This window comes from Bradyrhizobium sp. MI1.7, from assembly GCF_055811795.1.
In genome coordinates, this window is record NZ_JBVVPO010000005.1 from 107,093 (window position 1) to 128,438 (window position 21,346).

The window sequence follows — 21,346 nt, forward strand, 5'->3', positions numbered from 1 at the left end:
GAGAACAGCATGCCGTCACGCCGCCGTTTCCTGCAGTCCGCCGGTTCGGTTGCCGCCTTGGCCGCGACCGGCGGTCGTGCGGCTCTCGCGGCGAGCCCAGGTGTCACCGAGCGTCTCGCCCGCTACATGGTCGCCGCGCGCGACCAGGAGCTGCCGGAGCAGGTGCTGCTCGAATGCAAGCATCGCATTCTCGATACGCTCGGTGCGATGGTGTCGGGCTCACGCATGCGGCCGGGCGAGATGGCATTGAAATATATTCGCACGCTCGGCGGTGATGAGCAGGCATCCGTGATCGGTTCCGATTTCCGCACCACGGCGGTCAACGCGGCATTGGCCAACGCGATGTGTGCGCATGCCGACGAGACCGACGATTTCGAGCCCGTCACCAAGGCGCATCCTGGGTGTTCGGTCGTGCCGGCTGCACTCGCGATTGGCGAGCGCGAGCATCGCAGCGGACAGGATTTCATTCGCGCCGTTACGCTCGGCTACGACCTGACCTGCCGGCTGCTGATGGCGCTGGGCCCGGATCTCGTGCGCGGCTCGCATCGGAGCGCGGAGGGAACGTCGTCGACATTTGGCGCGCTCGGCGCCGCCGCATCGCTGGCTCAGCTCGACGAGAAGGGGACGCGCTACGCGATCTCCTATTCGTCGCAGCAGGTGTCCGGCCTCTGGAGCTGGGTCAAGGACAAGGACCATATCGAGAAGGCCTTCGACTTCGCCGGCATGGGCGCACGCAACGGCGTGATGGCCGTCGACATGGTGAAGAATGGCTTAACAGGCGTCGACGACGTGCTCGACGGCACGCATAATCTCTTCATTGCACTGTCGAGCGATCCGAAGCCGGAAGAGATGGTGAAAGAGCTTGGCAGTCGCTTCTACGTCACGGAGACCGCAATCAAGACATTTTCGGTCGGCTATCCCATCCAGTCGCCGCTGGATGCGATGTTGACGCTGCGCAAGCAGCACAGCCTCGCGCCAGACAACGTGCGTAGCATCCTGGTCAAGCTGCCGACCGATGCGATGGGAATTGTGGGCGAGAGCGCGATGCCAGACGTCAACTGCCAGCATCTCGTGGCTGTCGCGCTGGTCAAGGGCGCCGTGTCGTTCAACGACAGTCACGACGTCGCGCTGATGCACGACCCCAAGATCCTCGAACAGCGCGCCAAGGTGACGCTGGCCGACGACAAGGCACTGATGGACCCGGTAGCGCCGCGCGGCGCTGTCGTCGAAGTGACATTGACCGATGGCAAGAAGGTCGAGCACTTCACGAAATATCCGCCGGGCACCAAGGAGAATCCGCTGAGTACGGAAGCCGTGGCGGCCAAGACGCGGGATCTGATTGCACCGGTATTGGGCAGTGACAGGGCCGAGAAGCTGATCGACCAGATTGGTCATCTCGAACGGCTTGACGACGTCGGCAAGTTGAGGCCATTGCTGACGGCGTGATGAATCAATCAACAACAAGACAAACATCAAGGAAGTGCCCATGCGCGGGGTTATGCGACGCACCTTTGTGGCCGCCTGTGCGGCCGTTCTGTTCTCCGGCTTCGCGGTAGCGCAGGATTATCCCTCCCGACCCGTCAAGATCATCGTGCCGTTCCCGGCCGGCGGGTCCAACGACATCATCGCCCGCATCGTCGCGCAGAAGCTGACTGAGCGGAACGGCCAGACCTTCCTCGTTGAGAACCGCGGCGGCGCCGGTGGCAATATCGGTGCCGAGACGGTCGCGAGCGCAGAGCCCGACGGCTACACCTTGCTGCTGACCGCGCCGCCTCCGCTGACGATCAACGGCTCGCTCTACAAGAAGCTGCCGTTCGATCCTGCAAAAGCCTTTGCGCCGGTGGCGCTGATCGCCTCGGTGCCGATCGTGCTGGTTGTCAATCCGTCGGTGCAGGCGAAGAACGTCGGCGAACTGATCGCGCTGGCCAAGGCCAAGCCGGGCTCGCTGAATTTCGGCTCGTCCGGCATCGGCTCGACGAATCATTTGGCGGGCGAATTGCTCAAGAGCATGGCCGGCGTCGACATCGTCCACGTGCCCTATCGTGGCGCGGCGCCGGCGATGAACGACCTGCTCGCGGGCCAGATCCCCTTCATGTTCGACAACATGCCCGCGGTGCTGCCGCAGGTGCAGGGCAAGGCCATCAATGCGATCGCGGTTGCCGGTACCAAGCGTGCGGAAGCACTGCCCGACGTGCCGACCGTGGCCGACACCATTCCCGGCTTCGAGGCTTCGTCCTGGTTCGGACTGGTGGCGCCGGCCAAGACGCCTGCGCCCGCGCTCGCCAAGCTGAGCGGCGAGCTCGAGACCATTCTGAAGATGCCGGATGTCAAGAAGCGGCTCGCTGAACTCGGGGCCGAGCCCGGCACCGTTTTCGGCGACACATTCGGTCAGTTCATGACGGAAGAAACCGCAAAATGGGGCAAGCTCGTCAAGGCCTCCGGCGCCACGGTCGATTAGCGAGTTAGGGTAGCGTCATGGATCTGAACCTGGGCGGCAAGGTTGCCGTCGTGACCGGCGGCAGCGTCGGCATCGGTCGTGCCATTGCCGCCGAACTCGCGCGCGAGCAGGCGCATGTCGTCATCGTCGCGCGCGACGCCGAGCGGCTTGCGGCGGCGGCGCAAGAGATGTCGCGGGACACCGGCCGGCGCGTGATTGCCTGTGCCGGCGACATGACCAAGCCTGACGACATCGCCCGTGCAATGACCACCGCGCGCGAGGCCTTCGGCCGCATCGATATCCTCGTCAACAACGCCGGCGCCTCGCCGATGGGCCGGATCGCGGAGACGCCGGATGCGACCTGGGCCAAGTCGATCGAGCTGAAGCTGCTTGGCTACATGCGCTGTGCGCGCAATGTCCTGCCGGAAATGCGCGACCGCCGCTGGGGCCGCGTCATCAACATCATCGGCCGCAGCGGCCACCAGCCGCGCGCGGCCTATATGGCGGGCGGCGCGGTCAATGCCGCGCTGCTGAACTTCACGCTGGCGCTCGCCGAGGAATGCGCGCCGGACAATGTGCTGGTCACCGGCGTCAATCCCGGACCGGTGCAGACCGACCGCTGGGACAGCCTCATCTCTCAAGGTGCGGCGATCTCGGGCCAGGATCAGGGCGCGACCAATGCTGCGGCGATCGCCTCGGTTCCGCTCGGCCGCGTCGGGCAGCCGCACGAGGTGTCCGGCATCGTCGCGTTCCTCTGTTCAGACCGCGCGTCCTTCATTACTGGTACCTGCATCAATGTCGATGGCGGTGGAACGAGGTGTATCTAATGGCTAGCGAACTGCGGAAGATCGGTGTCAGCGAGGATTGCGAGCTTGCGGTTCGCATCGACGATTATCTGCTGCCATGGGACGTCAAACCGCCGGTCGTGATGCTGCACGGGCTCGCCGAGAGCGGCGAGGCGTTCCGGCGCTGGGTGCCGTATTTCGCCACGCATCATCTGGTGGTGCGGCCTGACCTGCGCGGCTATGGCGATTCGACACCGATGCAGGGCGACTACGTTTACCGCTTCGCAGGCCTTGGCGACGACATCATCCGGATGCTGGACGTGCTGAAGCTCGATCGCGTTTTCCTGGTTGGCGGCAAGATCGGCGGCACGCTGGCGATGCACCTGACCGCAAAACACCCGGATCGCGTGATCGCAGTCGCCGCGGTCGGTGCGCCGGCCTCGCTCACCTCGTTCAACGAGCGGGCGCCGACCTGGCGCAAGCAGATCCGCGAGCAGGGCGTCGAGCCCTGGGTGCGCGAGACCACGGCCGGCCGCCTCGGCTCCTCGCTGCCGCCGCCGGCGCTGGACTGGTGGATCAAGCTGATGTCGAAGACCAAGGCTTCGACGCTGGAGGCATTCCTACAGATGGTGCCGACGGTCGACGTCACCGGCGAACTTCCGTCCATCAAGCGTCCGACGCTGGTGATCACCACGACCGGCTCCGGTCTTGGCGACGTCGCCTCCGTGAAGGCATGGCAGGAAACGATTCTGGGCTCGAAGCTGGAAGTGCTGCCGGGCGATTCCTATCACGTCGCCGCGACTGACCCGGACGTCTGCGCGCAAAAAGTTCGCGCGTTCTTCGATCGCGTCGCGACTTAAGATGCACAGGGCGGGCCATTGGCCCGCCCTGCATTTGGCTCTAAGACTACCGTTCGACAAGAAACGGCAAATATCAGGGAGTGAAGCCATGACAAAAACCACGCGACGCAGCGTGCTCACTGCCGCGGCCGCGATGACAGCGGCAGGCCTTACTGAGGCGGCGCCGGCTGCGGCGCAGGCCGCACCCAAGCCGATCTTCCCGGTGCCGATGGTCGCGATCCCGATCGTCGGCGAGACCCAGGTGTTCCAGGTCCGCCGCATCTACTGCATCGGCCGCAACTATGCCGCGCACGCGATCGAGCGGGGCTCGGATCCGAACCGCGAGCCGCCGTTCTTCTTCCAGAAGCCGACGGATGCTATCCAGAACGTTGCGGTGGGCGAGGTCGCCGACCATCCCTATCCGTCGCTGACCAAGAACTATCATCACGAGGTCGAACTGGTCGCCGCGCTGAAATCGGGAGGCACCAACATCCCGGCCGACAAGGCGCTCGATCACGTCTATGGCTACGCGCTCGGCCTCGACATGACCCGGCGCGATCTCCAGAACGGCATGGCCGCGGAAAAGAAGCCCTGGGAGATCGGCAAGAGCTTTGACCACGCCGCGGTGATCGGGCCGATCCATCCGGCCAGCAAGACCGGCCATTTCGAGAAGGGCGCCATTTCGCTGGCGATCAATGGCACGGTGAAACAGAACTCGGATCTCAGCAAGATGATCTGGAGCGTTGCCGAGCAGATCGCAAAGCTCTCCGAAGCGTTCGAGCTGAAAGCTGGCGACATCATCTATTCCGGCACGCCAGAGAATGTCGGCCCGGTGGTGAAGGGCGACGTGCTGCTGTGCAAGCTCGAGGGCCTGCCTGATATGTCGATCAAGATCGTTTAACCGATCCCTGCAGCCAAGTATCGCGTCGGGAGGTGCTCATGTTGCGGCATGCTGTGATCGCCACGTTGAGTCTGGCCTTTGCGATCACCGTTGCAAAGGCCGAAGGCCCCGTGGACATCGCGCCGACGGGAGCGCTCCGCGTAGCGGTGGCCGTCGGCCCGGCCGCGTCGGCCTTCTGGACCACGCGCGATCCTTCGACCGGAAAGCCGCGCGGCGTCACGGTCGAGCTCGCCAGGGCCGCCGCTGACAAGCTGCACGTTCCGCTCCAGCTCGTCGAATATCAGAGCTCCGACGAGATCGCCGCGGCCGGCAGCAAGGACGTCTGGGATCTCTCCTTCATGCCGGCGGACGTCAAGCGCGAGGCGTTCGTGGACCAGGGGCCTGCTTACGTCGCCTATATGAGCGGCTATCTCGTGCGGGCCGGTTCGGACATCCTGATCGTTGCGGATGTCGATCGCGCCGGCATGCGGGTCGGCTGCATCGAAGGGACATCGACGTCACGTACGGTCGAGAAATCGCTGATGCAGGCGAAGCTGACAAAGTTCGTGAAGCCGGAAGAGGCGGCCGAATTGATCGGCAAGGGGCAGCTCGATGCTCTGGCGATGGGCATGGGAGCTCTGGAAGACCTTTCGCGAAAGCTGCCCGGAACCAAGGTGCTGGACGAAGTTATTCAATCGACCGGCGTGGTCGTGGTCGTTCCCAAGGGCAAGGCCGTGGCGAAGGCCTGGGCGGCGCGCTTCCTGGATGAAGCCAAGGTAGACGGGACCGTGCGTCGTGCGCTCGATGGTAATGGATTTACCAGCGACAAGATCGCGCCGTAGTTGCGCCGAACTGCGTCCGCTGGAACCGCGACTGGTGGCGGGGGTCTTTGAATTGCCGGAGTTCCATCGGCCATTGCCCCGTGTTGGGCAACGAACAAACCTCGTGCGGCCATATTTGAGTAAGAGTGATCTCCCGAGAGGGAGGCGCTCCGATGAAGAAAGTTTTGATCACTGCGGTCGTGCTGCTGGCTGGCGTGCCTGCGAGCGCCGTTGCGCAGGAGCGCGCTGGTGCTGCGGCGATAGGCGCCGTGTCCGGGGCCGTCGTGCTCGGTCCGGTCGGTGCGGTCGCGGGTGCAGTGATTGGCTATACCGCCGGTCCTTCAATCGCGAGGTCATGGGGCGTGAGAGGTTCGCGGTCGGCAAGACACCAGCAGCCGCCACGCCGCGAGGCGTACCGCGCAGCCGCGACCGGCGCTCCGCCGCGCGCGCGTGAGGCGATGAATGCCAACGGCCAGATCAGAGCTGCCAGCAATCCGCCGGCTCAAGCCACGCCCCCGGTGCAGCCAGTTCAAGCTGCCCCGGCTCCGCCGGCGGAGACTTCGACCCCGCCCGTTCAGGGACTCGAATGAGGCTCCGGCTTTAGGCCGCGGTCGTCTTCGGCCGCAGCCGGTCGACGGTCCGTGCGATCAGCGCGGCCACCTCCGGCACTTTTGGACCAATGCGAAATTCCGGCCCTGCGACGACGACCGAGAGCCGGCGGTCACCGATCGGCAGCGGGATCGCCGCGCCGGCGAGGTCGCGGCTGTAATCGGCGAAGCTCTGGCAATAGCCGCGCGCGATCGAATTGCGCAGCTCGATCTCGACCGCCTCGATGCTGATCGGCGTCGAGGGCCCGTATTGCTTGAACTCGATCTTGCGATAGACGGAGTCGCGCTCTTCCTGCGAATATTGCAGCAGCAGGGCGCGGCCGCTGGCGGTGGCGTGGATCGGCACGCGGTGGCCGATGGTCGCGAAATAGCGGATCGCGGCCTGGGATTCGACGACGTCGATGAACACCGCCATCACGCCGGCCGGCGCCACGATCGATGCGGTCTCGCCCGTCTCGGCGGAGAGATCTGCGATCAGCTGATGCGTCCACGGCGGCAGCGGCTCGACCTCGGAGATCATCCGTGCCATCGCCAGCCAGCGCGGCGTCGGATAGAATCCGGCGCGCGGCCGCGGTTCATAGAGGTAGCCCTTCTCGGACAGCGTCGCGAGCAGGTTGAAGGTCGACGAGCGCGGCCAGCCGAAATGATCGGCGATCTCGGCAAGCGTCGCCGGCTTCCTCGTTTGCGCGAAGAATTCCATGATCTCCAGGACGTTTGCGGCTTGGCGAACGATCATGGTGGCGGCGTTCCGATCTAGGTCTGGCCGAGGATCTTCTTCGCGGCGCGAAGATGCGGCTTGTCGATCATCTGGCCGTCGAGCCGCAGCGTGCCGGAGTTCGGATTGCTCGCGAATGCCGCGATCACTTTTTCCGCCCAGGTGCGCTCAGCCTCGGTCGGCTCGAATGCCGCGTTGACGACGTCGACATGTTTCGGATGGATCAGCGCCTTCGCCGAAAAGCCGTCGCGCCGCGCCGCCCGCGTTTCCTGCTCGAGGCCGGCGAGGTTGTCGATGTCGGTATAGACGGTGTCGATCGGCGCGACTTCGGCCGCGGCCGCCGCCATCAGGCAGAGATCGCGCGCGAGCCGATAGGGGCTGTGGAACACGCCGCCCGAGGCTTTCTCGGTGGCGCCGAGCGAGGCCGAGAGATCCTCCGCACCCCACATCAATCCGGCGAGGCGAGGGGAGCAGCCCTTGTAGCTGCCAAGCCCGAAGATCGAGCTGGCCGTCTCCGTCGCGACACAGACGATGCGGGTCGCGCCGACCGTGATGCCGGCCGCGGCTTCCAAGGCTTCGAGCCAGGTTGCAACCTGGCGCACGTCATCGCCGCCTTGCGATTTCGGCAGCACGATGCCGTCGGGCTTGCCGGGCATGACCGCGGCGAGATCGGCGAGCGTCAGGTCGGTGTCGAGCGCGTTGACGCGGACATAGAGCTGATGCGGGCCGGGGCGGCCCTTCAGCATCGCAAGCGTCAGCCCGCGCGCTTCCGGCTTCTTCTCCGTGACGACGGAATCCTCGAGATCGATGATCAGCGCGTCGGCCTTGCCTTCGCTCGCCTTCTCGAATTTGCGCGGGGAATCCCCCGGCACGAATAGCATCGAACGCATCAGACCGGCCTCTTGTGCATCATCGCCATGCGGCGGCATTTGCCGACGATCTCGTCGTTCTGGTTCAAGGCGTGGTGCTCGAACTCGACGATACCCGCTCTCGGGCGCGATTTGGATTCCCTCAACGAAAGCACCTTCGTCGTCGCCCGCAAGGTGTCGCCATGGAAGACCGGTTTTGGGAACGTGACGTCGGTCATGCCGAGATTGGCAACGGTGGTCCCCATGGTCGTATCATAGACCGTCATGCCGATCATGATGCCGAGGGTGTAAAGGCTGTTGAAAATGCGCTGGCCGAACTCGGTCTTTTCAGCGAAATGCGCGTCGATATGCAGCGGCTGCGGGTTGAGCGTCAGCAGGCTGAACATGGTGTTGTCCATCTCCGTGACGGTCCGGGTCAGCGGATGCCTGAACTCCTGGCCCACGGAAAAGTCCTCGAAATAAAGTCCGGCCATCGCGGTTTCCTCCCTGTATCGCTGCGATTCTGGCCAGCGCTGCCGTTAGGGCGGCGCGGCCAGGTGAACTGCTTTTTGCTCTGCGAGCTGCTCGATCTCCTCGGTCGAGAAGCCGGCCTCGCGCAAAATGTCGCGGCCATGCTGGCCGAGCGTCGGTGCGGGGCCGGCGGCTTCCGGCTGGGTCACGCTCCAGGTGGAGGGCACGCGCATCTGGCGAATCCGGCCTTCGACGGGATGATCGACGGTCCTGAAGAAGTCGACGGCTTGGAGATGCGGATCGTCGAGGATCGTTTCCAGGGTGTGCATCGGCATCACCGGAATGTCGGCGCGCTCGAGCAGATCGCGCCATTCTGCGGTGGTGCGTGTGAGGAAGATGTGGCCGATCTCCTCGTAGATCTCGTCGATGTGCTTCGTCCGCGACGCATGGTTGGCGAAGCGCGGCTGATCGAGGAAATGCGGCTGTCCGATCGCCTCGAAGAAGCTGCGCCAGTGCTTGTCGTTGTAGATGAGGACACAGAGATAACCGTCGCTGGTCTTGTAGGGGCGGCGATAGCGCGAGAGCAGGCGGGCATAGCCGCCATGATCGAGCGGCGGATCGTAGGTGAGGCCGCCCAGATGATCGACCAGCACGAACTCCGTCATCGATTCGAACATCGGAACGTCGATGCGCTGGCCTTCGCCGGTGCGGCTCTGATGCATCAGCCCGCCCATGATCGCATTGACCAGCATCAGGCCGACGATGCGGTCGGCGATGGTGACGGGAACGTAGCGCGGCGTGCCGTCGCCGGCCGCCGCAAGCAGCGTCGGAATCGTGGCGGCGCCCTGGATGAGATCGTCATAGGCGGGCTTTGCGGCATAGGGGCCGGACTGGCCGTAGCCGAACGCGCCGACATAGACGAGAGCGGGATTGATCGCGGCTAGCGTCTCGTAGTCGAGGCCGAGCCGGGCCATCGCCTGCGGGCGCACATTGTAGACGAGCGCGTTGGCCTGCTTCGCCAGCCGCAGCAAGGTGTCGCGGCCTTCCGTCTTCTTCAGGTCGAGCACGATGCTGCGCTTGCCGCGATTGGCATTGAGGAACATCCCGCCCATGCCGGGCGTGCGGCCGGGACCGATCTGGCGAACGATGTCGCCCTCGGGGCTTTCGACCTTGATCACGTCGGCGCCCATGTCCGCCAGCACCTGGGTGCCGTAGGGGCCCATCAGCACCGAGGTCAGGTCGAGAATGGTGAAGCCGGCGAGCGGTCCCATGAGGCCTCGTTGGATAAATTCATATAGGTGGAGTTAAAGTTCATAAAGTAGCCGTGTCAATTCGACGGCTCCGGTCTACGACGCATAGCTCCATGCATAGTTCATATACTTGACAGATAAATTCACCTATATGTACATTTTCAAGCAAGAAATAGAGCGAGGGCCGGACGGCGCCGCAGCAATTCGCTGCCGCGTTCGGCGTGGGGACGCGTCAAGGAGAACGACATGAAGAAGAATCTGGTCAGGGCCGCAGCAGTGCTCGCTCTCTCGCTGCCGGTCTCGACGCTGCAGGCGCAGGCCCTGGAGCTGAAGGTCGCCGATAGCTTCCCCGCCGGTCACTATCTCGTCCGCCTGATGCTGAAGCCCTGGATGGACGACGTCACCAGGCGCACCAATGGCACGGTGACCTTCACCTATTATCCGAACCAGCAGATCGGCAAAGCCGCCGACATGTTGCGTCTGACGCAGTCCGGCGTGGTCGACATCGGCTACATCGGACCGTCCTATGTCTCCGACAAGATGCCGCTCTCGGAAGTCGCGCAATTGCCGGGTGCGTTCGCAACCAGCTGCCAGGGCACACTCGCCTATTGGAAGATCGCGCGTGAAGGCATTCTCGCCAAGCAGGAATACGCGCCGAACAAGATCAAGCTGCTGCTCGCCGTAGTGCTGCCGCCCTACCAGGTGTGGACCGTCAAGTCGAAGGTGGAAACCACCAAGGACATGCAGGGCCTGAAGTTGCGCACCACGGGCGGCGCGCAGGACCTGACGCTGCGTGCGCTCAGCGCCGTGCCGGTGCGCATGGCTGCGCCCGATGCCTATGAGTCGCTGTCGCGCGGCACCATGGACGGCCTGCTGTTCCCGCTCGACAGCGTCGTCTCCTACGGCCTCGACAAGCTGGTCAAGCACGCCACCGAAGGCGTCAGCTTCGGCAGCTTCATCGTCGCCTATTCCATCAACCAGTCGGTCTGGGACAAGCTGCCCGACGACGTGAAGAAGGCGATGAACGAGGCTTCGGAGGCGATTACGCCGCAAGCCTGCGCCGGCGTCGAAAAGGAAGGCGAAGTCACCAAGAAGCAAATGCAGGACGAAGGCATCAGCTTCGATCCGCTGCCAGAGGCGACGCGCACCGAGATCAAGGACAAGCTCAAGGGCGTCGGCAAGGAGTGGGCGAGCGGGCTCGACAGCCGCGGCAAGCAGGCGTCTGCCGCGCTGAAGGAGTTCGACGATCTGCTCACCGCGGGCGGCGCCAAGTAAAGCGCCAGGTAGTCCGATATCCAACAGGGAGACGCTAGAGGTGATCAAACGGGCAGGAGATGTGCTCGGCGCGCTGGAACGCGCGCTGACGGTGATCGCGGTGGTGTTCATGTTCGTGATCATGCTGCTGGTGGTGACCGACGTGTTCATGCGTTACGCGCTGAACAGTCCGTTCTCCTTCACCTATGATCTGATCGGACTCTACCTCCTCGCCGGTGTGTTCTTCTTCACGCTGTCGGACGCCTTGCGTGAGCATGTCCATGTCGGCGTGGACATCCTCTTGTCGCGCTTCTCGCTGACGGGGCGGCGGTTGTCCGAGATCGTCACCGCGCTCGCCGGCTTGTTCGTGTTCATCCTAATCTGCAAGGTCGGCTTCGAGCGCGCGCTGGAGAATTACGAGCAGCACGACGTGCTCTCCGGCGCGATCCCCTGGCCGACCTGGATTTCGGCGGCGCTCGTGCCGTTCGGCTGCGGCGTGCTGGTGCTGCGGCTCGCGCTGCAGCTCGTCGGCAACGTGCTGAGCCTCGTCAGCGGCCGCGATCTGTATCCGCTGCCGCCGGTGACCGGCGTCGGCGAAGCACGCAGCTTCGAGTAACGGCAGGCCTTCATGACCCCTTTCATCGTTCTCGCCCTGCTATTCGGCCTGCTCGCGCTCGGCACGCCCGTCGGTTTCGCCATGGCCTTTTCCGGCTCGGTCGGCCTCGTGATGGTCGGCGGATGGCCCACGCTGCTCGGCATCCTGCAGACCGCGCCGCTCTCGACCGTCTCGGCCTACGAGCTGATCACCATTCCGATGTTTCTCTTGATGGCAGACCTCGTGCTGCTGTCGGGCGTCGCGGACGATCTGTTCAAGACGGCATCGGCCTGGGTCGGCCGCATTCCCGGTGGCCTCGGCATGGCAACTGCGCTCGCAGGCGCCGGCTTCGGTGCGATCTGCGGCACCTCGACGGCATCGGCCGCGACGCTGTCCTCGACCAGCCTGCCGGCGATGATCCGCCAGGGCTACGAGCCGAAGATGGCGGCCGGCGTCGTTGCGATCTCAGGCACGTTGTCGATGCTGCTGCCGACCAGCGTTGCGCTCGTCATCTTCGGCCTGCTGGCGGAGGTGAACATCGGCAAGCTCCTGATCAGCGGCATCATCCCGGCGATCCTGGTGACGTTCACCATCATGGCCACGATCTATTTCCTGGTCTGGCAGGACCCTTCGCGCGCACCGGCCGCGAAGTCTGTACCGTGGCGCGAGAAATTCGCGCTGTTGTGGCAGGTCTCGCCGATGGTGGTGCTGTTCTCGATCGTGACAGGCACGATCTATCTCGGCGTCGCGACGCCGACGGAAGCCTCCGCCTTCGGTGCGTTCGGCGCCTTCCTGCTCGCCATCGTCAAGGGCAAGATCACGCCGTCATCGCTCTATGCGACGCTGCTGCGCGCCTGCCACGGCACCTGCATGATCATCATGATCCTGGTCGGTGCCTCGATCTTCGGCTATTTCTTCACGCTCACCCATGTCACGCAGGACCTCGTCGCCTGGATCGGCAGCCTGCCCGCTTCGCGCTGGGTGATCATCACGCTGATCCTGTGCGGCTACATCGTGCTCGGCTCGTTCATGGACCAGATCGCAATCCTGGTGCTGACCGTGCCGATCGTGCTGCCGCTGATCAAGACGCTCGGCTTCGATCCGATCTGGTTCGGCGTCATCAAGATCGTCACCGCCGAGGTCGGCATGATCACGCCGCCGGTCGGGCTGAACTGTTTTATCGTCGCCCGCTATGCCAAGCGACCGGTGGCGGAAGTCTTCCACGGTACCTTCCCGCATTTCATCGCGCACCTGATCGCAATCGCGATCCTGGTGGCGTTTCCCTCGATCATTCTCTGGCTGCCCTCGCAGATGGGGCGCTAGGATCGGAGCTCGGCTCCCAATAAGGAGATCAAGAACATGGATTTCGCGCTCACCGATCAGCAGGAAGCCATTCGTGCCGCCGTTGCAAAAGTTTGCGAGGACTTTCCCGACGCCTATTGGCTGAAGAAGGACCACGACGGCGGCTTCCCGCATGACTTTCACAAGGCAATGGCCGATGCCGGCTGGCTCGGCATCTGCGTGCCGGAGGAATATGGCGGCTCCGGGCTCGGCATCACCGAAGCCGCGATCATGATGCGCGCCATCGCGGAATCCGGCGCCGGCATGTCCGGCGCCTCCGCGGTGCACATCAACGTCTTCGGGCTCAACCCCGTCGTGGTGTTCGGCACCGAAGAGCAGCGCAAGCGCATGCTGCCGCCGATGGTCGAGGGCCGCGAGAAGGCGTGCTTCGCCGTCACCGAGCCCAACACAGGCCTCAACACCACGCAGCTCAAGACGCGTGCTGTGGCCAAGAACGACCGCTACATCGTCAACGGCCAGAAAGTGTGGATCTCCACCGCGCAGGTCGCGCACAAGATCTTGCTGCTGGCGCGCACCACGCCGCTGGAGGACGTGCGCTCGCCAACCCATGGGCTGAGCCTGTTCTACACCGATTTCGATCGCAAGAAGATCAAGGTCCACGAGATCGAGAAGATGGGTCGCAAGATCGTCGATTCCAACGAGCTGTTCTTCGAGGATTTCGAGATCCCGATGGAGGACCGCATCGGCGAAGAGGGCAAGGGCTTTCAGTATATCCTCGAAGGCATGAACCCCGAGCGTATCCTGATCGCCGCCGAAGCCGTCGGCCTCGGCAAGCTCGCGCTGTCGCGCGCGACCGAATACGCCAAGACGCGCGTGGTGTTCAATCGGCCGATCGGCAAGAACCAGGGCATCCAGCATCCGCTCGCGGTGAACTGGGTCGAGCTCGAGGCGGCCTGGCTGATGGTGATGCAGGCAGCCTGGCAGTACGACAAGGGCTTGCCCAGCGGCGCTGGTGCGAACGCCGCGAAATATTTCGCAGGCGAAGCCGGATACCATGCCTGCGAGCAGGCCGTGATGACCCATGGCGGCTTCGGCTATGCCAAGGAATTCCACGTCGAGCGCTATTTGCGTGAAGTCCTGATCCCGCGCATCGCACCGGTCAGCCCGCAGCTCGCGCTCAGCTTCATTGCGGAAAAGGTGCTCGGTCTGGCGAAGTCTTACTAGTCTTCGCGCGGATCGCTTAGCGGGGACGCCAATGGAAGTCGACTTCTCCGGCCTGATCCGGGAGGGCGACCGTGTCGTGTGCGGGCAGGCAACGGCTGAGCCGGTCACCCTGACCGAAGCGCTGGTCGCGCAAGCCGGGCATCTGCCGGCGTTCCGCATGATGGTCGGTCCAATATTCTCCGACACCTTTTCCGCGGCGTGCGCGCCCAACATCTCGTTCCAGAGCTATGGTGTGATCGGGAATGCGCGGCGGCTCGCGAAAGCGGGACGGCTCGACGTGATCCCGAGCAACTACAGCGCCTTCTGCGCCGATTTCGCCTCACGGCGCCACCGTGCGGATGTGGTGCTGGTGCAACTCGCCGAGTCCGGCGATGGTCGATTGAGCGCAAGCCTCTCCAACGATTATGTCATCGATGCCGCACGGGGCGCGCGCATCGTCATCGCCGAGATCAATCCGGATGCGCCCTGGACGTTTGGCGCGGAATGGCCTGCGGACGCGCCGATCCATCTGCGGGTCGCCGCTCGCCGTCCGCCCGTCGAACTGCCGCCGGCGCCACTTGATGACGTCTCACGGAAAATCGCGTCACATGCGGCGAGCCTGATCGCCGACGGCAGCACGCTTCAGTTCGGCGTCGGCCGGATTCCGGATGCGATCCTGTCTTCGCTGTCGCATGCGCGCAATCTCGGCATCCATTCCGGCCTGATCAACGACGCCGTCGTCGACCTGATCGAGCGCGGCGCGGTGACGAATGCGGAGAAGGGAACCGATGCCGGGATCACGGTGACGAACCAGGTGATCGGCACGAAGCGGCTCTATCGCTTCGTGCACGAGAACAAGGCTGTTTCGGTGCGACCGACGTTGTACACGCACGGCCAGAACGTGCTGGCGCGGATCAGCCGGCTGGTCGCGATCAACTCGGCGCTCCAGGTCGGGCTCGACGGCAGCGTCAATTCCGAGACGCTGAACGGCGTCGCGATCGGCGCCATCGGCGGGCAGCTCGATTTCGTGCGCGGTGCCAATGCATCGCCCGGGGGCAGGGCGATCATCGCGCTGCCGGCGACGGCGTCCGACGGGACCAGCCGCATTGTCGTCAATGTGGAGACCGTGACGACGCCGCGCGCCGACGTCGATGCCATCGTGACCGAATGGGGCGTTGCGGAGCTGCGCGGTTGCGGACTTGCCGAGCGCGCGCGCCGCATGATCGCGATCGCGGCGCCCGGGCACCGCGATGCGCTGTCGGCACAACTTCGCGCCGCGCACTAGCGAGCTATCTGAAACAGGCCGGCCTATTCGGCGGCGATCCGTTCCATTGCCATGGCGCGAAGCCGGGCGCGCTGGATTTTCACACCGTTGGCGCTGTCGGTGACGGGGAAAGCGTCGACGATATAGATTCGGGCCGGCACCTTGTAGCCGGCGAGCCGCTCGCGCAGGCGCGCCACCAGCATCTCCTGCTGCGGCGGCTCCTTGGCCGGGATCACAAAGGCGACGCAGCGCGCCTGACCCCTAAGATCGATCGCGACAGCCTGGGCGTCGGCAACCCCCGTGCAGGCTTTGAGCTCGTCCTCGATCTCGCCCGGCGCAACCAGGAAGCCGCCGAGCCGCATCGCATCGCCCGCGCGGGTCTCGTAGACGAAGGCGCCGTCGCCGCGCAGGCGGCCGATGTCGCCGGTGCGGAAGAAGCCGTCGGCAGTGATCGCATCGCGCGTCGCATCCGGGTTGTTGAAATAGCCGAGGAAGCACGAGGGCGCGCTGATCTCGATCTCGCCGGAGATGCCTTGCGCCGCCAGCTCCCCGGTCTCGGTATCGCGCACGCGCACCTTCGCGCCGGGAGACATCGGCCAGCCGCCGCCTTCGATGCGATCGGCGAAGGCATCACCGGGGCGGGCGATCGAGAACAGCGCCTGCACCTCGCTCGAGCCGTAGAGGCCGAACAGCGGCATGCCGCGCGCCTCGGCCTCCGCGGCGAGCTCACGCCAGCCGGGCTGGAACGCGGCGAAGCCGCAGACTTCGAGATGCGGGAATGGCCGTGGCGCATCGGCGAGCGCGAGGATGCGGCGGAACATCTCGTCGGAGCCGAAGGCGTGCGTGATCTTGTGTTCGCCAAGGACCTTCGACGCTGATGCCGCCTCGAAAGCATCGAGCACATGGATGGTCGCGCCGGCTGCGATGAAGCCGAGCAGGCTGGTCATGCCGAAGGTGCCGCAGAACGGCAGCATGGCCAGCAGCGAATGGCGCTGTGGCGCGAGTTTTAGCGCCTTGGCGACGGAGGCGGCGTGCGTGGCGAGCGTCCGCTGCGAATGCGCGACGAGCTTCGGCCCCTTGGTCGTGCCCGATGTCGTGTAGAGCAGCACCGGCAGATCGACATCGTCCTGCGCCGGCGGCGCTGGCGGATAGGACTTCTCGAACGCATCGAAGTGCGCACAGGGCCAGTGTGCGGGGATCGCATCCCCGCCGACCACCACGAGCCTTTGCAGCGCAGGCACTTCGTCCCTGCTGACCTCGGCGAGGATGGCGGAAAAATCGATCGAGCGGAAGGCGGCCTCGACCACCATCAGCCTGGCGCCGGACACCTTGAGCAGATGGCCGACTTCCGCGCTGCGGTAGCGGGTATTGACCGCGGCCACGATCGCACCGCAGCGGGCGGCGGCGAACAGCAGTGCGATCCATTCGACCCGGTTGACCAGCCAGACCGCGACCACGTCGCCCTGGCCGATGCCTTGCGCGGCAAGCCATGCGGCGGTCTGCTCGACCTTCCCGGAGAATTCCGCGCGCGAGACCGGCCTGCGGTCAAACACGAAGGCGGGCTCGGCGCCTTCGGTGCCGATCAGCGATTGAAGCGAGAATTGGTTGACGCTCATGGCAACCGGACTAACCCGATCGCGCAGACCTGTCTACTTGGTGCCGAACATCCGGTCGCCGGCATCGCCCAGGCCCGGCACGATGTAGCCGTGGTCGTTGAGCCGCTCGTCGATCGCGGCGGTCCAGATCGGCACGTCGGGATGCTCGCTCTGGAACTGCGCGATGCCTTCGGGCGCGGCCAGAAGGCAGACGAAGCGGATGTCGCGGGCGTCGCGCGCCTTGAGCAGGGAGGCGCCGGCGCAGGCCGAGTTGCCGGTCGCCAGCATCGGGTCCATCAGGATCACGGTGCGGTCGGACAGGTCCTGCGGCGCCTTGAAGTAATATTCCACGGCCTGCAATGTCTCGGGGTCGCGGTAGAGCCCGATATGGGCGATGCGCGCCGACGGCATCAGCGCCAGCATGCCGTCGAGGAAGCCGACGCCGGCGCGCAGGATCGGCGCCAGCGTGAGCTTCTTGCCGGCGATCTTCGGTGCCCGCATCGGGGAGATCGGCGTCTCGATCTCGACGAGCTCCAGTGGCAGATCGCGCGTCACCTCGTAGCCGAGCAGCATCCCGATCTCGTTCAGGATCTCGCGAAAACTCTTGGTCGAGCGGTCCTTCTCCCGCATGAGGGAGAGCTTGTGCTGGACCAGGGGGTGGGCGACGACATTGACGCTGCTTGTGCTCATGAAACCGATCTACACGGTTCCGTGAAATTGCGCCAGATCGGCCAGATCTTTTCGCGGGGATACGCGGCCTCAGGCGGGCATCGCGACGGCGCTGCGCACCCGGCTGCTGGCCTCGTAGGCAGCCATGGTCAATTCACGGTCCATCGATGTGCCGGATTCTAAACTCCCAGCCCGCGTGCCACGAGCGTGATCACGATTGTCAGGATCGCGCCCCAGATCAGGCTCAGCGTCATGGTCAGGATCGTCGTCGTGACCGCCTGCTCCAGATTTCCCTTGAGGAGCTGCATGCTACTTGTCCGTGGCAGGCGCGGCGCCGATGCGCATGCCGAGCAGCAATGCCCCCATCACCGCAACCAGGATGGCGATCTTGAGCTCAATCATGTCCGCAGCCTTGCCGCCGCGCGGGCCAGGAGCCGCCTCGCGCCCTCCGCCAGCGCAATCAGCGGATTGCCGCGGTTCTCGATATCGAGCTCGAAGGTCTCGGCGGGAAACACCAGCGCGCATCTTGCGAGGCCACTCTGCCGGTTGGCGAAATCGACCGCTGAGCTCTTGAACAGGAAGAGACCGCCGATGCGTCCATGCGCCTCCCGCGCGACCCAGAGGCCGGCGCTGTTGCGCCCGATGAAGAAGGCGGGGATGGCGGTGCTTATGACATCCGGGTCGATCGGTCCAAGGCACGCCGCGGACGCGGCCATTGTCGGTCGCTCGGGCTGGCGGCGCGTGGCTTGAAGGGCGATCGCGGTCATCGCGGCTTCCTCACACATCTGCAAGGTCATGATGGTCTCCCATGCCGTCAGGCGTGGAGGTGCCAGACATAGATCGCGGTCTTCAGCGCGATCAGCGCTGCGAGCACGCTGCCCATCGAGAGCAGGGTCAGCGCGCTGAGCGCGATGCGCTTGAGCTGCGCCTTGCGCTCCGGCGAGATCCGTGCGGGGCGTTCGGCCCAGCCAAGGGAGCGCTCAACGCCATGTGTCAGCATCGACATGTCTGCATTCCTTCGTCAGCATGGCGGCGGCCGAGGCCGCCGCAATCTGCCTCCTATGATGTCCATCGTTGCGTAGGATTGCGAGATGAGCGCCGAGGCACCAGTATAGGAATGCTATAAGGATGCCGACCGTCGCGCCGGCAGCCCTCTGAAGAGACCGGGGTTCCGCTTCGGCCGGGCCTGAGACGGCGCAGGATCCGAATGCGTCATCCCGATCGCTGCGGCAAAGGCGTTCCGCAGCCGCGGTTCCTCGATCTGCTTGCAGAAGCATTCCAGCGTCGCTTCCACACTCTGCCGCTGCCCGCTGATGGCCGCACAGAGTTGCGAGCTGGTCCGCCGAAAGAAGTGGAGGGAGTCCGTGGCGCCGCCGCCCAGATGATCGAGCTCCGCCGCGAGCGCGGCGACATTAAGCCTGTCGGACTCATCGAGCGTCACGGCAAATCGCAGCAGCGTGAGCTGCCAGGCGCGGAGCAGCCTGTGAGGCCCTTCGATTGATTGCCGCATGGGGATACCCGGATGCCGTGCGACGCCTCAGGCGCCGACGCGGTCGATCAGCTCCTCGTCGGCGATCGCGGCGAATGCGCGTACCACTTCCCTCTGCGCGGCTGCGTCCAGCGGAACGATCGGAAGCCTTGTGGCGGGCGACATCAGGCCAAGCACGCCGAGTGCACATTTAAGTGCGGCCGGGCTCTCCTTCCCGAGGCAGGCGATCAAGGGGATCAGGCGCCTGTGCAGGTACCGGGCGGATTGCAGCCGGCCCTGCCTGACATGTGAAAAAATCGTGCGGCAGAGATCCGGCGCGACGTTGGCAATCTCCGAGATCGCGCCATCGCCGCCGTCCGCGATGAAGCCGAAGGCGGTGGTGTCGTCGCCGGATAGACAGCGAAAGCCGGCGGGCAGGCGGTGGGACAGGCGCATCGGACGGGTAATGTCGCCACTCGCATCGCGCAAGCCCACGAACTGGCGCGATTCGACGAGACGCAGAAGCGTCTCGTCGGCGAGCGGCCGCAGCGTGCGGGAGGGTGCGTCGTGCAGGATCACGGGCAGGCCGATCGAGCCGGCAATGGCGCGGAAGTGCGCGAGCATTCCTTCCTGCATCGGCTTGTTGTAGGCGGGCACCACCGACATCACGGCATCGGCGCCGGCCGCCTCCGCGCGCCGCGCGAGTTCGATGGCGTGGCTCGTTGAATTCGACACGGCGCCGGCAATGATCCGCACGCGGCCACGCGCGACATCGACCGCGGTGCGAATGATCAGCGCCTGCTCGGCCGGCGAGAGCGTCGGTGCCTCGCCGGCGGTCTCACACACCACCAGTGCGGGTACGCCGGCCGCGATCTGACGCTCGCAGAGCGCGACGAACGCCTTCAGGTCGATCGCGTCGGCCGAATCGAACGGCGTCGGCAGGTCCGGTATGAACCCGGTGAACCAGGCGGAGGGTGGGATGAACATGGTTTTTTGCCGAGAAGCTCAGGCGGCGCGCTTGGGAGCGGCGGCATCGGGCCTGCTGCCCATGTCGAGCTCGATCTCGCGTGGCAGCTCGATGATGGTCTCGGGGTGCTGTCCGTTTTCGAACAGCGCATATTTGATGGCCTGGGCGCGGTTGACGAACAGGCCACCGTAGAGGCCGTTCTGCTGCTGGGCGACCCACTGTCCCCTGTGGTTGCGGCCGATGAAGACGATGGTCGAGGGAGAGCTGCACGAGGGAGGTTCGACGAGTTTCACTTTCGTATTCCGTCCGATTGACGCGGGCGGCGGGTGCGTGTCCCGCGACCACCCGATCAATATCTTTTCAAGCGAATATGATTTCGAGTGAGGCTGCGCGACGATCTCATAGGAAGGTCATAAAGCCCGATGTTCAGGCCAGCTCGTTGACGACCTGAACCAGCGCGAACAGGGCGCCGAAGGCAACGCCCTCGTCCCAATGATTGAGGACGGCACCGAACAGCGGCTCGCGCCTGACGAGGCCGGCGAGGGCGCACAGGATGATCGACATCCAGAGCAGGGCGGAGAGGCTGCGTGCAAAGCCGACGCTGCCGAAGGCTGCAAAGGCGACGAGCAGTGCGATGCGGACGGCAAAGCGCGCGATCAACCGCGTCGGGCTGAGGCCCCGCGACATGTCTGAAGATTGCGGCAAGGCGCGAACCTCCGCTTGGCCTAGCTGAAATTCTCGCAAGCGACCGGCTGATAGAGCGGGTCCGGGGCGGCGCGCACGGTGGGAACGCTCGGCCGCGATACCTCCACGGCCAATGCCTGTACCTCGATGAAGGCCGACAGCAACGCCAGCGCGAGATCGGCATGCCGGGCTTCGACAGCGGCGTCGAGCCAGTCCGGCAATTCGCGCTCGCGCGACAGCGCGCAATGCCACTCGCCCTCGTCATAGGCGATGCGGCGGACCTGCCACATCGGCAGCTCGAGCTCGATCAGCGCCAGCGCGGCGTCGGTCCAGGCCTCGGCGTCGACCAGGCGCGTGATATGCGCGCTGCGCTCGCTCCGCCCGCGCGACGGGAAGCGCCGGCAGGCCTGATCGATGATGTCGAGCATCAGCGGACGCGTCATTGCCGGTGCCGCGCGAAGCTGCTGGTTGAGGGAAGGTGGGGCAAGGCGTCGGAGAACGGCGGTCATGTCAGGCCTCCTGGAATTGGCGTCGGTCAGTCGGCCGGCCTCTCCAAGATGGCTGGAAGCGCATTTGAAAACGAGATGGGGGCGGGACGGGCGATATAAGGATTTCATAAGTGCACGGAATCTTCCGGATAAGAGCGACAGATCCCCGGCCGCCGTCGCCGCCGAAGGTCGAGGCTTATAGA

Annotated in this window: 25 protein-coding genes and 1 pseudogene; 13 read left to right on the forward strand and 13 right to left on the reverse strand. The window is 64.9% G+C overall.

All coding sequences use genetic code 11. The features are described from left to right. The first annotated feature begins 9 nt into the window (after nt 1–9). From AC0L3X_RS07800 to AC0L3X_RS07830, 7 genes are all read left to right on the forward strand, one after another. Entirely contained in the window at nt 10–1,446 is a 1,437-nt protein-coding gene (locus AC0L3X_RS07800; protein WP_063981369.1) for an MmgE/PrpD family protein, read from the forward strand. Nucleotides 1,447–1,486: 40 nt separating this feature from the next. Next, on the forward strand, nt 1,487–2,458 hold the full coding sequence (locus AC0L3X_RS07805) for a Bug family tripartite tricarboxylate transporter substrate binding protein (protein ID WP_063981370.1): 972 nt from the start codon (nt 1,487–1,489) through the stop codon (nt 2,456–2,458). Between the two features lie 17 nt (nt 2,459–2,475). Continuing rightward, nucleotides 2,476–3,264: an SDR family NAD(P)-dependent oxidoreductase gene (locus AC0L3X_RS07810; protein WP_063981371.1), complete on the forward strand. Its 789-nt coding sequence runs from the start codon at nt 2,476–2,478 to the stop codon at nt 3,262–3,264. Beyond that, on the forward strand, nt 3,264–4,082 hold the full coding sequence (locus AC0L3X_RS07815; protein WP_063981372.1) for an alpha/beta fold hydrolase: 819 nt from the start codon (nt 3,264–3,266) through the stop codon (nt 4,080–4,082). The genes AC0L3X_RS07810 and AC0L3X_RS07815 overlap by 1 nt, the downstream gene beginning before the upstream one ends. A gap of 88 nt (nt 4,083–4,170) precedes the next feature. Further along, complete coding sequence (locus AC0L3X_RS07820; protein WP_063981373.1) at nt 4,171–4,962, forward strand: fumarylacetoacetate hydrolase family protein; 792 nt, start codon at nt 4,171–4,173, stop codon at nt 4,960–4,962. A gap of 38 nt (nt 4,963–5,000) precedes the next feature. Next, nucleotides 5,001–5,783: a transporter substrate-binding domain-containing protein gene (locus AC0L3X_RS07825; protein ID WP_063981374.1), complete on the forward strand. Its 783-nt coding sequence runs from the start codon at nt 5,001–5,003 to the stop codon at nt 5,781–5,783. A 152-nt stretch (nt 5,784–5,935) separates the two neighbouring features. Next, complete coding sequence (locus tag AC0L3X_RS07830; RefSeq protein ID WP_084794986.1) at nt 5,936–6,352, forward strand: hypothetical protein; 417 nt, start codon at nt 5,936–5,938, stop codon at nt 6,350–6,352. Nucleotides 6,353–6,362: 10 nt separating this feature from the next. On the opposite strand, the gene AC0L3X_RS07835 is transcribed toward AC0L3X_RS07830, so the two are convergent. The 4 genes and pseudogenes from AC0L3X_RS07835 to AC0L3X_RS07850 all read right to left on the reverse strand — a co-directional run bounded on the left by AC0L3X_RS07835 (nt 6,363) and on the right by AC0L3X_RS07850 (nt 9,675). Then, nucleotides 6,363–7,106, reverse strand: a complete 744-nt coding sequence (locus AC0L3X_RS07835; RefSeq protein WP_063981375.1) for an IclR family transcriptional regulator — start codon at nt 7,104–7,106, stop codon at nt 6,363–6,365. 17 nt (nt 7,107–7,123) lie between these two features. Further along, on the reverse strand, nt 7,124–7,975 hold the full coding sequence (locus tag AC0L3X_RS07840) for an HpcH/HpaI aldolase/citrate lyase family protein (RefSeq protein WP_063986125.1): 852 nt from the start codon (nt 7,973–7,975) through the stop codon (nt 7,124–7,126). After that, nucleotides 7,975–8,442: pseudogene (locus AC0L3X_RS07845) on the reverse strand (MaoC family dehydratase); the annotation flags it as partial. The gene AC0L3X_RS07840 and the pseudogene AC0L3X_RS07845, both read right to left, overlap by 1 nt. Before the next feature lie 30 nt (nt 8,443–8,472). After that, nucleotides 8,473–9,675, reverse strand: a complete 1,203-nt coding sequence (locus AC0L3X_RS07850; protein ID WP_063981376.1) for a CaiB/BaiF CoA transferase family protein — start codon at nt 9,673–9,675, stop codon at nt 8,473–8,475. A gap of 225 nt (nt 9,676–9,900) precedes the next feature. On the opposite strand from AC0L3X_RS07850, the gene AC0L3X_RS07855 reads away from it, so the two are divergent. Genes AC0L3X_RS07855 through AC0L3X_RS07875 form a run of 5 tightly spaced genes read left to right on the forward strand, consistent with a single transcriptional unit; the run spans nt 9,901 to nt 15,293 of the window. Further along, nucleotides 9,901–10,929, forward strand: a complete 1,029-nt coding sequence (locus AC0L3X_RS07855; RefSeq protein WP_283017524.1) for a TRAP transporter substrate-binding protein — start codon at nt 9,901–9,903, stop codon at nt 10,927–10,929. A 40-nt stretch (nt 10,930–10,969) separates the two neighbouring features. Beyond that, a complete protein-coding gene (locus AC0L3X_RS07860) occupies nt 10,970–11,524 on the forward strand; it encodes a TRAP transporter small permease (RefSeq protein WP_187387944.1) in 555 nt (184 codons plus the stop codon). A gap of 12 nt (nt 11,525–11,536) precedes the next feature. Next, on the forward strand, nt 11,537–12,826 hold the full coding sequence (locus tag AC0L3X_RS07865; protein ID WP_063981378.1) for a TRAP transporter large permease: 1,290 nt from the start codon (nt 11,537–11,539) through the stop codon (nt 12,824–12,826). Between the two features lie 36 nt (nt 12,827–12,862). Further along, on the forward strand, nt 12,863–14,029 hold the full coding sequence (locus tag AC0L3X_RS07870) for an acyl-CoA dehydrogenase family protein (protein WP_063981379.1): 1,167 nt from the start codon (nt 12,863–12,865) through the stop codon (nt 14,027–14,029). Between the two features lie 31 nt (nt 14,030–14,060). After that, the gene (locus AC0L3X_RS07875) at nt 14,061–15,293 is read left to right on the forward strand and encodes an acetyl-CoA hydrolase/transferase family protein (protein WP_473316350.1); all 1,233 of its coding nucleotides are present in this window, start codon (nt 14,061–14,063) and stop codon (nt 15,291–15,293) included. Nucleotides 15,294–15,316: 23 nt separating this feature from the next. On the opposite strand, the gene AC0L3X_RS07880 is transcribed toward AC0L3X_RS07875, so the two are convergent. The 5 genes from AC0L3X_RS07880 to AC0L3X_RS07900 all read right to left on the reverse strand — a co-directional run bounded on the left by AC0L3X_RS07880 (nt 15,317) and on the right by AC0L3X_RS07900 (nt 18,542). Further along, nucleotides 15,317–16,888, reverse strand: a complete 1,572-nt coding sequence (locus AC0L3X_RS07880; protein WP_063981381.1) for an AMP-binding protein — start codon at nt 16,886–16,888, stop codon at nt 15,317–15,319. Nucleotides 16,889–16,921: 33 nt separating this feature from the next. Then, the gene (upp, locus tag AC0L3X_RS07885; protein ID WP_063981382.1) at nt 16,922–17,557 is read right to left on the reverse strand and encodes a uracil phosphoribosyltransferase; all 636 of its coding nucleotides are present in this window, start codon (nt 17,555–17,557) and stop codon (nt 16,922–16,924) included. A gap of 158 nt (nt 17,558–17,715) precedes the next feature. After that, nucleotides 17,716–17,844 carry a hypothetical protein gene (locus tag AC0L3X_RS07890; RefSeq protein ID WP_256376468.1) on the reverse strand — a complete coding sequence of 43 codons (129 nt, stop codon included), beginning with the start codon at nt 17,842–17,844 and terminating at the stop codon, nt 17,716–17,718. Nucleotides 17,845–17,934: 90 nt separating this feature from the next. Next, the gene (locus AC0L3X_RS07895) at nt 17,935–18,333 is read right to left on the reverse strand and encodes a hypothetical protein (protein ID WP_063981383.1); all 399 of its coding nucleotides are present in this window, start codon (nt 18,331–18,333) and stop codon (nt 17,935–17,937) included. A 17-nt stretch (nt 18,334–18,350) separates the two neighbouring features. Continuing rightward, nucleotides 18,351–18,542 carry a hypothetical protein gene (locus AC0L3X_RS07900; protein ID WP_063981384.1) on the reverse strand — a complete coding sequence of 64 codons (192 nt, stop codon included), beginning with the start codon at nt 18,540–18,542 and terminating at the stop codon, nt 18,351–18,353. Between the two features lie 201 nt (nt 18,543–18,743). Between AC0L3X_RS07900 and AC0L3X_RS07905 the strand changes: the two genes are divergently transcribed. Beyond that, on the forward strand, nt 18,744–19,037 hold the full coding sequence (locus tag AC0L3X_RS07905; protein ID WP_187387945.1) for a hypothetical protein: 294 nt from the start codon (nt 18,744–18,746) through the stop codon (nt 19,035–19,037). A gap of 36 nt (nt 19,038–19,073) precedes the next feature. On the opposite strand, the gene dapA is transcribed toward AC0L3X_RS07905, so the two are convergent. From dapA to AC0L3X_RS07925, 4 genes are all read right to left on the reverse strand, one after another. Further along, nucleotides 19,074–19,991: a 4-hydroxy-tetrahydrodipicolinate synthase gene (dapA, locus tag AC0L3X_RS07910; RefSeq protein ID WP_063981386.1), complete on the reverse strand. Its 918-nt coding sequence runs from the start codon at nt 19,989–19,991 to the stop codon at nt 19,074–19,076. Between the two features lie 18 nt (nt 19,992–20,009). Next, nucleotides 20,010–20,264 (reverse strand): hypothetical protein, encoded by a 255-nt coding sequence (locus AC0L3X_RS07915; RefSeq protein ID WP_063981387.1) that lies wholly within the window; start codon nt 20,262–20,264, stop codon nt 20,010–20,012. 133 nt (nt 20,265–20,397) lie between these two features. Beyond that, a complete protein-coding gene (locus AC0L3X_RS07920) occupies nt 20,398–20,676 on the reverse strand; it encodes a hypothetical protein (protein ID WP_081369150.1) in 279 nt (92 codons plus the stop codon). Nucleotides 20,677–20,696: 20 nt separating this feature from the next. Then, nucleotides 20,697–21,164 (reverse strand): hypothetical protein, encoded by a 468-nt coding sequence (locus tag AC0L3X_RS07925; RefSeq protein ID WP_063981389.1) that lies wholly within the window; start codon nt 21,162–21,164, stop codon nt 20,697–20,699. Between the last annotated feature and the right edge of the window lie 182 nt (nt 21,165–21,346).

What these genes read in the sequence shown, in the direction of transcription:
- AC0L3X_RS07800 (WP_063981369.1), top strand. Translation starts at nt 10, where the DNA reads ATGCCGTCACGCCGCCGTTTCCTGCAGTCCGCCGGTTCGGTTGCCGCC.
- AC0L3X_RS07805 (WP_063981370.1), top strand. Translation starts at nt 1,487, where the DNA reads ATGCGCGGGGTTATGCGACGCACCTTTGTGGCCGCCTGTGCGGCCGTT.
- AC0L3X_RS07810 (WP_063981371.1), top strand. Translation starts at nt 2,476, where the DNA reads ATGGATCTGAACCTGGGCGGCAAGGTTGCCGTCGTGACCGGCGGCAGC.
- AC0L3X_RS07815 (WP_063981372.1), top strand. Translation starts at nt 3,264, where the DNA reads ATGGCTAGCGAACTGCGGAAGATCGGTGTCAGCGAGGATTGCGAGCTT.
- AC0L3X_RS07820 (WP_063981373.1), top strand. Translation starts at nt 4,171, where the DNA reads ATGACAAAAACCACGCGACGCAGCGTGCTCACTGCCGCGGCCGCGATG.
- AC0L3X_RS07825 (WP_063981374.1), top strand. Translation starts at nt 5,001, where the DNA reads ATGTTGCGGCATGCTGTGATCGCCACGTTGAGTCTGGCCTTTGCGATC.
- AC0L3X_RS07830 (WP_084794986.1), top strand. Translation starts at nt 5,936, where the DNA reads ATGAAGAAAGTTTTGATCACTGCGGTCGTGCTGCTGGCTGGCGTGCCT.
- AC0L3X_RS07835 (WP_063981375.1), bottom strand. Translation starts at nt 7,106, where the DNA reads ATGATCGTTCGCCAAGCCGCAAACGTCCTGGAGATCATGGAATTCTTC.
- AC0L3X_RS07840 (WP_063986125.1), bottom strand. Translation starts at nt 7,975, where the DNA reads ATGCGTTCGATGCTATTCGTGCCGGGGGATTCCCCGCGCAAATTCGAG.
- AC0L3X_RS07850 (WP_063981376.1), bottom strand. Translation starts at nt 9,675, where the DNA reads ATGGGACCGCTCGCCGGCTTCACCATTCTCGACCTGACCTCGGTGCTG.
- AC0L3X_RS07855 (WP_283017524.1), top strand. Translation starts at nt 9,901, where the DNA reads ATGAAGAAGAATCTGGTCAGGGCCGCAGCAGTGCTCGCTCTCTCGCTG.
- AC0L3X_RS07865 (WP_063981378.1), top strand. Translation starts at nt 11,537, where the DNA reads ATGACCCCTTTCATCGTTCTCGCCCTGCTATTCGGCCTGCTCGCGCTC.
- AC0L3X_RS07870 (WP_063981379.1), top strand. Translation starts at nt 12,863, where the DNA reads ATGGATTTCGCGCTCACCGATCAGCAGGAAGCCATTCGTGCCGCCGTT.
- AC0L3X_RS07875 (WP_473316350.1), top strand. Translation starts at nt 14,061, where the DNA reads ATGGAAGTCGACTTCTCCGGCCTGATCCGGGAGGGCGACCGTGTCGTG.
- AC0L3X_RS07880 (WP_063981381.1), bottom strand. Translation starts at nt 16,888, where the DNA reads ATGAGCGTCAACCAATTCTCGCTTCAATCGCTGATCGGCACCGAAGGC.
- upp (WP_063981382.1), bottom strand. Translation starts at nt 17,557, where the DNA reads ATGAGCACAAGCAGCGTCAATGTCGTCGCCCACCCCCTGGTCCAGCAC.
- AC0L3X_RS07890 (WP_256376468.1), bottom strand. Translation starts at nt 17,844, where the DNA reads ATGCAGCTCCTCAAGGGAAATCTGGAGCAGGCGGTCACGACGACGATC.
- AC0L3X_RS07895 (WP_063981383.1), bottom strand. Translation starts at nt 18,333, where the DNA reads ATGACCTTGCAGATGTGTGAGGAAGCCGCGATGACCGCGATCGCCCTT.
- AC0L3X_RS07900 (WP_063981384.1), bottom strand. Translation starts at nt 18,542, where the DNA reads ATGTCGATGCTGACACATGGCGTTGAGCGCTCCCTTGGCTGGGCCGAA.
- AC0L3X_RS07905 (WP_187387945.1), top strand. Translation starts at nt 18,744, where the DNA reads ATGCGTCATCCCGATCGCTGCGGCAAAGGCGTTCCGCAGCCGCGGTTC.
- dapA (WP_063981386.1), bottom strand. Translation starts at nt 19,991, where the DNA reads ATGTTCATCCCACCCTCCGCCTGGTTCACCGGGTTCATACCGGACCTG.
- AC0L3X_RS07925 (WP_063981389.1), bottom strand. Translation starts at nt 21,164, where the DNA reads ATGACCGCCGTTCTCCGACGCCTTGCCCCACCTTCCCTCAACCAGCAG.